This is a genomic window from Costertonia aggregata, from assembly GCF_013402795.1.
Lineage (GTDB): Bacteria > Bacteroidota > Bacteroidia > Flavobacteriales > Flavobacteriaceae > Costertonia > Costertonia aggregata.
In genome coordinates this window covers 1,928,703-1,940,706 of sequence record NZ_CP058595.1, presented here as the reverse complement: position 1 = coordinate 1,940,706, position 12,004 = coordinate 1,928,703, and the positions used below count along the sequence as shown (strand labels likewise).

Here is a 12,004-nt window from a genome sequence, read left to right as displayed (position 1 = left end):
AAATTCCGTTTTCTAGAAACCCCAATAGCGAATAACGGGATTATCTGTATACTGTGCAAAGTGAAGAAATGTACAATTCTTAAATCTTTACTGAGCACTCCAACCCACCAAAAGCAATAAAGGGTAACCTAAGAATATGATTACTTTGCGTTGTAAGAGGCATATCGTAAATATTCCCATGGGCGTGATGTACAAGATTAACCGTAAAAACCATTATTGTTATCATTTTAAAACATTACACTGATTTTGAACAATACTCAAATATGCAGGTATTCGCTGGCCTATAAAATAATTTTTAAACTGAATCGTCGTTAAATAGTATTAAACCATCGGGTTCTAGTTTTAGTGAGGAACATAGTGATTGTAACACAAACTTGATCAATAGATTTTATAGTATTTTGTAAGCAGTGAAAAAGTATCAAATTAAACCAATTTGTATCATGCCTAATTCAAAACAAGATTTGCGTACAAATTGCGTGCAAATGAAAAAGGCTTCAAAAGTCAAAAACTCTTAAAGCCCTGTAAAACTTGCTGGAGAATACCGGAGTCGAACCGGTGACCTCTTGCCTGCAAATCAACAGTCTTTCCAAACGGTCTAGCCGTTCGAGTATTAAAAAATTGTCCATTTTGTTTCTTTTTAGGGATGTGAAATGAACAAAAGCGCTTTTGTTTTCTTTCAATATTGTTATTGGATAAATGTATGAAAATAGGCGAATAACCAAATAGACCGTAACAAATAGTTGTTCACAAATAATTGATATACCACAAATTAAACCAAACCATGCCAAACTAGATAGTGCTAAAGGACCAGTAATTTTATTTGGTTCCGTTTGATACCAAACGACACCATTCTAAATAAGGGTCTAATCTGTGATTTAGCAGAAAATTGTGGGTTATCAACAATTAAAAATGAAGGAATTAGAAAATAAGGACTTTAAAAAGACGGATTTTAATATCTAGGTTATTTTAATTAAGGTTTGAAATTTTATTAATGCGTGAAGAAAGATTGGCATGTCATTTGAAAGTACGGTCTCAAAAAACCTTCTTTTTACAGCACTCGTCAAAACACAGGTAACGCTCCGTGGATGGTTTCGCAGCTTCTCATAGTGTGCTATACACCGTGCATATTGTTGGCGTTTCGTTATTTATGTTTAGATAAAACCCCCAGTTTTTCACCCACTAATATATGCTGATATGATTGACCATCCTCTTGCATCGGGGCTTCCAAACTGAAAGTAACTCCATCTTGAAAAATCATTATAAAGTCTGATCCACCAAAGGCAAAATGTCCAAGCATATCACCTTTTTTTACACTTGTGCCGGGGATAACATTTTTTTCAAAATTTACCGAGCTTACTGCTCCCATCCCAATTGGCATTAAGGCGACGAGTCCGTATTCATTAGTTTCAAGGATAACACATCCTCTGGTCTCAATAGATTGCCATCCCGTTTTGGCGCTTGGATTAAAGGCATATCGATTGTTTTCATTATCCCACCAGAGTTGTCCGCCCGGAGGGTTGATACCTGGTATAATTCTAGCCTCTTTTACGGTGCCGCTCAAAGGGAAATGATATCTGTGATAGTCATTAACATTGAGGAAGGAATGGGTAAATGTGCCATTAGAAAATGCGTCTTTGTACTGACTATCATCACCGATAAGTTTTGATATAGATTTAAGTGTAGCAGACTTTACTGGAACCCCTCCTTCATCCATTAGATATGAGTTGCCATCGATGTCCCATACGCCCTGCGGTTCTGAGTCAGCAAATGACACCACTACGGAATCTAAATCTGGACTTGCAACAGGTCTCATGTCAGGAGACTTAAGGTATCTGGCAAAGAATTGGTTAAAAGTCTTCCAGTTAGCCGGATCTTCATACCAACCGTTTCGCAGACCGAAATTGGGGTCATTTAATGCCATTTGATAATGTTCTTCATTCCAAGATTCTTCAGTATCCAAAAAAGACCCCCATGATTTACTGAAAGTGACCAGCCATTTGGCAAATGGTTCATAATACTGCAAGGAGTTGTTCACCAATCCTTGACCCTCCAACTCTGGAAGTGGTTGATCGATTAAAAAATAAAACGCGCAAAGACCCTGAAAGATATTATCAAATATTTCTGGGTATTCTTCTTTTTTAACGATGGCCCAAGGCATTGTTGTTTCTGTCCATGTAACGAACCTATAATATTCCTCAAGGTTTTGAGCAGGATTTGTATTCCTGTCGGGATTAATTTCTTTCGCCTTCTCAAGTGAAGAAATAAGTAATGATTTTAGATTAGGGTCATTATCTAAAAGGTTTATTAACTCTTTTGTTGCTTTTCCATATTCAATATTTTTTTGGGGAGAGTCACAGGAGAAAACACCAATGATGGTCAATAGTGTAAGCAAGAGATTTCTATAATATTTCACTTTAATTGTGTTTTGTATTGGTTAATGAACCCCAACGGCCTCGGCTATTCGTAATTGCGGTTAGCATCTATTGTTGTGCGTCCGTACTTTTATTCAGATTTGTGTACTTCAAGTTCGATTTCGACCATAAATTCTGGTAATGCCAATCCTTTTACTTCAAGCCATGAACCCGTTGGGAATCCATTTTTATAAATTTCGGCTCGATATGCTGATTTTTCTAGCATTTGTGCCATATCAGTTGTGAAAATATCTTCTTTTACCACATCGTCAAATGTGCAACCAAAGTGTTTTAATATTTTTTCCAAATCAGCATAACAGTTTTTCATCTGCTGTTCTATATCGCCAACCGCAATTGGATTTCCGTTATCGTCCATACTTACTGCTCCTGAAATTTTAATGCTATTTCCAATTTTCAGGGCGTGGGAATATCCGTAAGCTTTTTCCACTTCTGGTCTTAACAGAAAATATTCAGGTTTTTCAGGTTCAACGATTACTTCTTTTTCAATTTCTTTCGTTTCTTCCTTTTGTTTTTGCTCACAACTTTGCAGTCCAAAAGCTAATGCAAAAAGTGCTGCGAGTAAAGTCAGTCGGTTGGTTTTTATTTTCATGATTTAGATTATTTAGTGCCTACTTTTTTGTGCTTTCGTTATTTTTTACAATTCTTTCAAACGGTTAGTTATTAACTCCAGTATTATTTCAATTTCTTTATTCAATGGGGCGTAAAATGCCTGATTAGTGACATTTGAGCTAGACTGATATAAAACGATTTGATTTAAGAAAGGTAATGAGTTTAGCATAGATTTTATTCCTGTACTTTCAAAAGTGGTATTTACATATGCTTTTCTGATTCCTAAATAGGCATAAACTCTTTCCATATTTCCTTCATTTATCATTTGTTTAATAGCTATGATTCGGTAATCGAGAACTTCTTTTTCTTGTTGTTTAATTTCATCAATCTTGCTTTGTAATCCCGCCAATTTATGTTTTAACTCATTGTTTCGGATAAGTTTTAACTGACCGGAGCTTATAATTTCAGTAAGAACGCCAGTTTCAGGCTCAAAATTTATTTCTGTACCAAAGGTTTCACTACCATAAATTGCTATTATTTGCTCTGAAATAGTGTCTTTAGATGCACTACTAAAGGATTGAATCATCTTTTCTGCGCCTGAAATATTTTGATTATTTTGCTGTATAATTTCTTGAATTTTAGTTTTATTTTTTGAAAATTCTTCCTGAAGTGATAGAAGGTTCTCTTTCTCTGTTTTTCTATCTTGTTGAGTAAGATTCCAGTTATTAATCTGAAGCGCAATAAGAATCCCAATAACAACAAGTACAATCTCTCCAATGGCATAAATCAGATACTTACTGAATTTATTTTCAGATAGCAGTTTTTGTCTAATTTTTCGAAAGAATTTTATCATATTATTGGCAATAGTTAGACAGTTTGTTAAACAACTCTTCTGAAGATGTTTTAATATCTTCCAACAATTGTTGTTCTCTTGTACAAAGTATTACAGTCATATTCATATGGTCTTTAATGTGTTTAAAAAGTGCGTTATCAGGGTCTTTTTGCCATTCACTGCTTTTTAATAGAGAGCTAAGTTTATCACCATATTCATCTTTATATAAAGGCACTTCGTGTATTCCAAAACTTGTATAATCGCCATAGCTAAATATTTGCCGAAACAATGGTTCATCATTTTTGTCGATTATTTTAAGTGCATAATCTTGTTGGGAATAATGATTAAGAATTTCATTTTTTAACGCACTATTTTTTAGGTTTTCCAATTTTCCTGAAGAGGTAATATCTACAATGGCTGCTTTTGTTGGGATATAGTCATAAGCTCGAATAGCACTCAAATAATCTTGTAATAGAATGGTCTTGTCTTCTTGTATTTTCAATAAATTGGTTAGGAATCTTTTGGTGGTTATTTTGCGCTCTTTGAGAGAAACTAAAGCTCGATTAACATTTTCTATATCTGTTTTAAGATCTTCACTTATTTTACAATAATACGTTTGTTCTTGTTGTTTGAGTTTGCGTTGGTCGTTCCAATCGTTTATTTGTAAGGCAATTAAAATTCCAATAACAACTAACACGATTTCGCCAATGGCGTATTTAAAGTATTTTCCCATTTTATTTTCTTGAATCAGTGAACGACGAATATGTCTGAAGAATTTAATCATATCAATTACAGTTTTCAACTAATAATTCATTTAATTCTTGGGCATCAGCTTTGATGCTTTTAAGAAGCTCTTTTTCGCGTTGTCCCGTAATCATATTAAAAACCATGACATCCTTGATCTTTATAAATAGTTCGTCATTGGGCTTTTGTTGCCATTGCGTACTGGATAATAATCCTTGTAATTCTGCATCAAATATGTTTTGATACTGTGGTATTTCTTGAAATCCCAAGTCAGTATATTTTTCCACGTTAAAAAGTTTTTCCGTCAGCGCATTATAATTGATATCAATGATAGTTGTGGCATTATCTTGTGCTGTATAATGATTTAAAATTCTTTTTTTCAGGATTTGACTCCGCAGTTTTTCTAGTTTCCCAGAAGAAGTGATGTCAACTATGGCTGCTTTGGTTGGGATGAATTTATAATACCTGAACGTTGGTAGAAAATCTTTAAAAATAACCGCTTTATCCTTTTGGATTTTTAAGAGGTTTTTCAAAAATCTTTCTGTGCTTTCCAAACGCTTATCAAGAGTCACCATTGAACTATCAATATTTTTGATATCTACCTGTAAATCTTCGGTAATTTTACAATAGTAGGTTTTCTCAACTTTTAATGATTTTGTGTTCTCATTCCAATTATTGATTTGAAGGGCAATGAGAATACCGATGACCACCAAAATGATTTCCCCGATGGCGTAGAGGAGGTATTTGCTGAAACGTTTTTCAGCAAGTAGTTTTTTTCTGATTTTTCTAAAGAATTTTATCATTGGTTGACCATTACGTATTCCTTACTATTTCTCAATTTCTTGCGCTATAACGTCCAGCATGTTTAAGATTCTATTGCGTAAGGTTTGCGATTGAATGTTTGTAACTTGATGAGTTGTGATTACCTGGCTCACAATGCCCTCAAATTCAACATCTACAAGAACCTTTGTCAAATCCACACTTTTTTTTGTTGGCTTAATGGTGAATTTATAGTTTGACTTTTTGTCCAATGCCTCAGTGGGCGTGTATCCGTCTTTCCATAAATTATTATTTACGTTCCTCGCAATACCCAATCTAAAGTAACACGGCGCTAAAATCTCCGTTCGAAATTTTTGGTACTCCAACTCCATTTCTTGAACCTGAAAGACATCAGAAGACCAATTTGATAAAGACCTCACCAAGGTGTCATTCTGTATGAGGCGAAGATTTTCTGAACCAACAATATCGTTTTTTATGGGGTCAAAGGTAGGGTCCCTAAATATGATCCACAATGATCGGTAAAACGCGTCTTCATCAATTGCCGAGGTGGGATTATCTATTTGCTTTAGCAAATTATCGCAGGCTTCTAGTGCCTGGTTACGCATCAGTATTTTTTCGTCAAGTTGCTTGAGGTTACTTCGATATTCACTGAACAATTGTTTTAAAATTAACTGCTCCTTGACCAAATCTTTCTGTTTCTCATTCCAATTGTTGATACTTAATGCAATCAAGATTCCAATGACCACCAAAATGATTTCACCAATCGCATAGACCAGATACTTTGAAAAACGATTTTCTTCAAGCAATTTTTGCCGGATACGGCGGAAGAATTTAATCATAAGAGAGTGGTTGGTTCCTGTAAAGATATGACTTTATGGAGTTAGGATTTAAATAATGGGGTTGATAGTCTCATCAACGCGCGGTTAAGAAAGCTAGGGATAGTATTGTCAGCTCTTACTAAACCGAAGATGCAGGGACAGAGCTATTATGTACTCAGTCTCTATGTTATACATATAGTTTTTTTAATTGGCCGTTTTTTAGGACACTTTGCCAATAGTTTATAACTTCATATTCAAACGTCTCAATTGTGGTCTCTTTTAGTAGTCCCTTAATTTGACGTTTTATGGGACTTAGATTCCTTAATCTAATATTGAAGTTAAAGCACCCAATAAATGTGATGCTTTTTCAAAAAATATTCTGTAAAGGGTGAAGAAGTACTAAAATAGACCAATTTGTATCAAATAATACCATGGTTGATTTAAAACCAGTTTTGCGTGCAAATTGCGTGCAAATGAAAAAAGCTTCAAAAGTCAAAAACTCTTGAAGCCCTATAAAATTTGGTGGAGAATACCGGAGTCGAACCGGTGACCTCTTGCCTGCCAGGCAAGCGCTCTAGCCAGCTGAGCTAATCCCCCTTGCTAAAGTGCATCAAAGGAAATACTTTTTATGAACCTATCAAAATAGATATCAATCTTTCTTTACACTAAGTATCAAAACCGGTATCGGGGCAGAAAATTCCGATTTGAGAATGGTACTTTTTTCCCAAAGCTTTTTAAAGAAACCCCTCTTGCGCCGAAATACACATAACAGATCCGGGTGTTTGGACTGAAAATGTTCCATTACCCCCAAATAGGTAGTGGCATTCTCAGTGATGGTCAATTGAGAGCTAATGTCCATCAAAGCTGAATTTACCTGTAGATCGTCGTCCGAATATCCCGGCGTTTTTACCAAAAGTAAATCTACCTTGGAGCGAAACTGATTCTTTATCATAATCAACGGATCCAAAATTCGTTTCCTTTTTAGAAAGCCGGATTTAAAAGCTGTCAAAATATTCTTAAAAGGTGTAAAAACAGTGCCCCTTGGGACTATAAGAGTGGGAATATTGGTCTGTTTGATGATTTTACCCGTAGTGTGCCCTAAATACAGTTCTTCTTTGATATCGTTACTACGCGGCGCAACGATGATCAAATCAATACCCAATTCTTTATCGATTTGATTTAACCCATCGGCGATATCCCCATTATAAGTAGCGATCTTTACCTCAATATGCTTCACATCTACCTTACCGATCACTTCTTTTAGACGTTCCTTGCTACTTTCCGCTACTTTCTCGGAAATATTGGCGAGACTGCCCGTCTTGGCAGAAACGTTGAAAACATCCATCATAAAGATTTTTGATGAAAACTCAGATGCAAAATCTATGGCATATTGCAAAGTTTCGTGGGCATTGGGATTGGTTCCTACAGGAACAAGAATGTGTTTCATCTGTGCGGTTGTTTATTTATATTCTAAATTTACGATTAAATTGAAATCTATTTATGATTCGGTACGCAAATTTATCGGAAATTCCGGACATCCTACAATTAACAAGAGCCTGTGCAAGAGCAATGGAGAAAAACGGTATTTACCAGTGGAACGAACATTACCCCACCAAACTGGCTTTTGAAAATGACCTAAAAAACAATGAACTGTATGTTTTGGAGGTTGATAACAAGGTAAGCGGTACCATTGTGATTTCTACCCATATGGATGAGGAATATAAGCCTATAAAATGGCTAACGCCCAGCAAAAACAACATCTATATTCACCGCCTTGCCATTAACCCTAACTTACAGGGTCAAGGATATGCCAGAAAATTGATGGATTTCGGGGAAGCATATGCCCGTAAAAACAACTTTGTTTCCGTACGTTTAGATACCTTTAGCCAAAACAAGCGCAATCAAAAATTTTATGAGGTGCGAGGCTATCAGAAGCTAGGTGACATTTATTTCCCCAAGCAAAGTGACCATCCGTTTCACTGTTATGAACTAGTGCTGTAATCTCCCTTTTTTGAAAGCGAAAATCAATTTTAGAAATATAAATAATCTCGCCGTACCGGCTACGATTGCCGGGATAGCCGAACCTTTGTTATCCATAACCGATACGGCAATCGTTGGCAACATCCCCGTTGACGGGCTGGAATCTTTGGCAGCAGCGGGTATCGTTGGTTCTTTTCTTTCTATGTTGATATGGATCCTAGGACAAACCCGCAGTGCGATATCGGCCATTATCTCCCAATATTTGGGCGCTGGCAAGTTAGAGGAGGTCAAAACACTACCGGCGCAAGCCATTTTTTTGAATATTGGCCTTAGCATTATGATTTTGGTTTCGACCATTTTTATCGTCGAAGAGATCTTTATGCTCTTAAACGCTTCGGGGAAAATATTGAACTATTGCATCAGTTACTATTCCATAAGGGTTTGGGGATTCCCGTTGACCCTTTTTGTATTCGCTGTTATGGGTATTTTCCGAGGTCTGCAGAATACCTACTGGCCCATGCTTATTGCCATTACGGGAGCGGTTCTGAACGTGGTCTTTGATTTTGCACTGGTATATGGTATAGATGGTTTAATTGAACCTATGTACTTGGACGGTGCAGCTTGGGCCAGCCTAATTGCACAGGCAATAATGGCCGTTATGGCTTTTGTGCTATTGGTAACGAAAACCGATATTAGCCTAAAGCTAAAGTTCCCGTTACATCCGGAGCTAGGTCGGCTCATCATAATGAGCCTTAATCTTTTTGTGAGGGCCTTGGCCCTGAACACCGCTTTGATTATGGCGGTGAGGGAAGCAACGGCTTTGGGCGATAAGTATATAGGCGCACATACCATTGCCATAAACCTTTGGTTGTTTTCCGCTTTTTTCATTGACGGCTATGGTGCCGCTGGAAACATAATGGGCGGACTTTTACTGGGGGCAAAAAATTACAGAGGGCTTTGGAAATTGGCAAAGAAAATAGTGCTGTATGGGTTGTGCGTAAGTGTGTTGTTGATGTTTTTCGGGTTTCTTTTTTATTACCCAATCGGTAGGTTATTCTCTAACGAAACCTTGGTATTGAACACATTTTATAGTGTATTTTTTATATTGATACTAGGTCTTCCCATGAATACGGTCGCTTTTGTATTGGATGGATTGTTCAAGGGTCTTGGTGAGATGAAATACCTTAGAAATACACTTTTGGCAGCTACTTTTTTAGGTTTTCTGCCTGTTCTGTTTTTGGGGAAATATTTGGATTGGGGACTTTATGGTATATGGATCGCTTTTACCATGTGGATGGTGATCAGGGGCGGGGCTTTGGTTTGGAAGTTTCGTAGAAAGTTTCGCCCGTTATTGCAAAACAACTAATTTTGATAAAAATGATAGTATAATGGGTACAGATAGGGAAAATGGAAGTCTTTATACCAAAATAGACGGTAAGGTCGCTATTGTTGAATTTGGGCATCCTGCCAGTAACTCCTTTACCGCAGAATTGCTGGATAGGCTAACCGCTGAGCTTAATGATCTTTCGGAAAACAATACTATCTCGATTGTCATATTAAAGTCCGAAGGGGATAGGGCTTTCTGTGCGGGCGCATCTTTTGATGAGCTTGTGGCGGTTTCCAATTTGGAGCAAGGCAAAGTATTTTTTAGTGGGTTCGCCAATGTCATCAATGCAATGCGTACTTGTAAAAAAGTAATTATCGGCCGTGTACAAGGTAAAACCGTAGGTGGCGGTGTTGGTCTGGCTGCCGCTTGTGACTACGTATTCGCTTCCGAAGCGGCTTCGATTCGCCTTTCTGAGCTTACCATTGGCATTGCCCCTTTGGTCATTGCCCCTGCCGTGGAGCGAAAAATAGGTACTGCAGCGATTTCGGAACTGTCACTCTCGCCTACCGAATGGAAAAGTGCTTATTGGGCTCAGGAAAAAGGACTTTTCGCCAAAGTTTTCGATGACACTAAAGAGCTGGACAAGGAACTTGATTTTTTTGCCCAAAAACTATCCGATTACAACCCAGAAGCATTATCGGCTTGGAAAAAAGTACTGTGGGACAAAACTGACCATTGGCAAACCTTATTGACCTACAGGGCTGCCATTACCGGAAAACTGGTACTGTCGGATTTTACCAAAAATGCCTTATCCAAATTCAAGAAATAAGAGTCGCTGTATGAAATTCTTTTTTTTGCTTCTGTTTTTATTTGTTTCTGTCGGATTCTCCCAAGATGTTGAAAGAGACATCCAGATGATACGGCAAGAGTATGGTAATATTGAATCAAGCTTTAACAACTTTGAGAAGAAGACAGTTTCAATCATGAATCAGTCTACCGAAGGCGGTGAGGCCACTGCGTACATAAAGAGTAATCGTATAAAAAAAGTCAATACCATACTACTGGGCGAAACGGGAAAAGATGTTTTTGTTTTTTACTACAAGGACGACAGTTTGTTTTTCGTTCTATCTACAAGGCATCATTACAATGTTCCTATCTATTGGGACGCGAAAACCGCCGAAGAGTATGAAGTCGACGAAGTTTTTGATGAATCCAAAACCAAAATCGAGGAAAACCGTTATTATTTTAAGGACAATGAAATTATTAAATGGCTAGGCAATGATGAAAAGCCGATACGGACCACTCCAGAAGTTTATGAAAAAGAAGCTCAAATATTGGTAGAACTATCCAATGAATTAAAACAGGAAATCACTGAATACTAATAAATTCTTGTACACGTTGTATAGCTAAAGCTTTTATATGGATTTTCTCAAATTTCTAAATAGTGACCTCATATTTCCGGCCTTTGCGTTGATCATTCTGATTGTATTTTTCGTAAATCGGGTGAGGACAAGGCGTAAATTCAAAAGATAACCATGCCAAAAAATACAATTATGGGCTGGATCATCTTTTATCTTTTTCTTTTTTTAATCGGTACTTTTTTGGCGTACCATGCCTTTACCAACTACAAAAAAACCCAAAACCTGCTACAAAAAGGTATAAGAGCCACGGCCACCGTGACTCAGTTTCATACTCATCAAAGTGATGGCAGTACCATGTATACCCCGGTTTTTGAATTTACGGACAGGTCGCAGACCAAAATAAGTTTTAAAAGTGGTATCAGCTCTAGCCCACCTGCCTACAAAATTGGGGATAAAGTAAAAATAGTATACGATAGGACCAAACCCGAAAAGGCAAAAACAATATCGTTCTGGGGCCTGTACCGCTGGAGTGTCATTCTTTTTATGATTGCCGCACCATTTTTGATTATTGGGGGATCGTATTTGCTCTACGCAAGTCGTTAATAATTCTTTTATCAAAATTCCTACCTTTGCCCATTAATCTACTTGATTATGGGCAATATAAGAATCACCAAACAATTCAATTTTGAAACAGGCCATGCACTGTACGGTTATGACGGCAAATGTAGGAACGTGCACGGTCACAGCTATAAGCTTTCGGTCACGGTCATAGGCGAGCCCATAACCGACACTTCACATGTAAAATTGGGAATGGTAATCGATTTTGGCGACCTTAAAAAAATTGTAAAAGAAGAAATTGTGGACAAGTTTGACCACGCCACGGTCTTTAATAAAAATACGCCCCACGTAGAGCTGGCCAAAGAATTGATGGATAGGGGCCATAACGTGATTTTAGCCGATTATCAGCCCACCAGCGAAAATATGGTAATTGATTTTTCCAAAAAAATAAAGGCTAGATTGCCCAAAAATATAGAACTACATTCCCTAAAACTCCAAGAGACCGAAACCTCTTTTGCAGAATGGTTCGCTTCTGAAAATTAAAATTATAAGGTTTTTGATAGCTCAAATTAAAAAGCCGAACCTTAGGTCTGGTTCGGCTTTGTTAAATCATATTCCTTATA

Annotated in this window: 13 protein-coding genes and 1 tRNA gene; 6 read left to right on the top strand and 8 right to left on the bottom strand. The window is 37.1% G+C overall.

Going from position 1 to position 12,004, the window contains the following annotated elements:
- Window positions 1-1,141: 1,141 nt before the first annotated feature.
- From HYG79_RS08960 to HYG79_RS08925, 8 genes are all read right to left on the bottom strand, one after another.
- A complete protein-coding gene (locus HYG79_RS08960) occupies window positions 1,142-2,413 on the bottom strand; it encodes a phosphatidylserine decarboxylase (RefSeq protein ID WP_228027972.1) in 1,272 nt (423 codons plus the stop codon).
- Between the two features lie 89 nt (window positions 2,414-2,502).
- Window positions 2,503-3,021, bottom strand: coding sequence for a RidA family protein (locus HYG79_RS08955; RefSeq protein WP_179241756.1), 519 nt, complete (start codon window positions 3,019-3,021; stop codon window positions 2,503-2,505).
- A 45-nt stretch (window positions 3,022-3,066) separates the two neighbouring features.
- Window positions 3,067-3,834, bottom strand: coding sequence for a DUF6090 family protein (locus HYG79_RS08950; RefSeq protein WP_179241755.1), 768 nt, complete (start codon window positions 3,832-3,834; stop codon window positions 3,067-3,069).
- A gap of 1 nt (window position 3,835) precedes the next feature.
- A complete protein-coding gene (locus HYG79_RS08945) occupies window positions 3,836-4,615 on the bottom strand; it encodes a DUF6090 family protein (RefSeq protein WP_179241754.1) in 780 nt (259 codons plus the stop codon).
- Window positions 4,599-5,360: a DUF6090 family protein gene (locus HYG79_RS08940; RefSeq protein ID WP_179240134.1), complete on the bottom strand. Its 762-nt coding sequence runs from the start codon at window positions 5,358-5,360 to the stop codon at window positions 4,599-4,601. The genes HYG79_RS08945 and HYG79_RS08940 overlap by 17 nt, the downstream gene beginning before the upstream one ends.
- A 24-nt stretch (window positions 5,361-5,384) precedes the next feature.
- Complete coding sequence (locus HYG79_RS08935) at window positions 5,385-6,176, bottom strand: DUF6090 family protein (protein WP_179241753.1); 792 nt, start codon at window positions 6,174-6,176, stop codon at window positions 5,385-5,387.
- Window positions 6,177-6,675: 499 nt separating this feature from the next.
- A tRNA-Ala gene (locus tag HYG79_RS08930) sits at window positions 6,676-6,752 on the bottom strand.
- Window positions 6,753-6,804: 52 nt separating this feature from the next.
- Window positions 6,805-7,602, bottom strand: a complete 798-nt coding sequence (locus tag HYG79_RS08925) for a universal stress protein (RefSeq protein WP_179241752.1) — start codon at window positions 7,600-7,602, stop codon at window positions 6,805-6,807.
- A gap of 53 nt (window positions 7,603-7,655) precedes the next feature.
- Here HYG79_RS08925 and HYG79_RS08920 point away from each other — a divergent pair, with 53 nt between their 5' ends.
- The 6 genes from HYG79_RS08920 (at window position 7,656) to HYG79_RS08895 (ending at window position 11,924) form a co-directional block, all read left to right on the top strand.
- Window positions 7,656-8,156: a GNAT family N-acetyltransferase gene (locus HYG79_RS08920; RefSeq protein ID WP_179241751.1), complete on the top strand. Its 501-nt coding sequence runs from the start codon at window positions 7,656-7,658 to the stop codon at window positions 8,154-8,156.
- Window positions 8,157-8,166: 10 nt separating this feature from the next.
- The gene (locus HYG79_RS08915) at window positions 8,167-9,501 is read left to right on the top strand and encodes an MATE family efflux transporter (RefSeq protein WP_179241750.1); all 1,335 of its coding nucleotides are present in this window, start codon (window positions 8,167-8,169) and stop codon (window positions 9,499-9,501) included.
- Window positions 9,502-9,523: 22 nt separating this feature from the next.
- The gene (locus HYG79_RS08910) at window positions 9,524-10,291 is read left to right on the top strand and encodes an enoyl-CoA hydratase/isomerase family protein (protein ID WP_179241749.1); all 768 of its coding nucleotides are present in this window, start codon (window positions 9,524-9,526) and stop codon (window positions 10,289-10,291) included.
- Between the two features lie 10 nt (window positions 10,292-10,301).
- A complete protein-coding gene (locus HYG79_RS08905) occupies window positions 10,302-10,844 on the top strand; it encodes a hypothetical protein (RefSeq protein WP_179241748.1) in 543 nt (180 codons plus the stop codon).
- 171 nt (window positions 10,845-11,015) lie between these two features.
- The gene (locus HYG79_RS08900; RefSeq protein ID WP_179241747.1) at window positions 11,016-11,426 is read left to right on the top strand and encodes a DUF3592 domain-containing protein; all 411 of its coding nucleotides are present in this window, start codon (window positions 11,016-11,018) and stop codon (window positions 11,424-11,426) included.
- A gap of 48 nt (window positions 11,427-11,474) precedes the next feature.
- Complete coding sequence (locus HYG79_RS08895) at window positions 11,475-11,924, top strand: 6-pyruvoyl trahydropterin synthase family protein (protein ID WP_179241746.1); 450 nt, start codon at window positions 11,475-11,477, stop codon at window positions 11,922-11,924.
- Window positions 11,925-12,004: the final 80 nt, after the last annotated feature.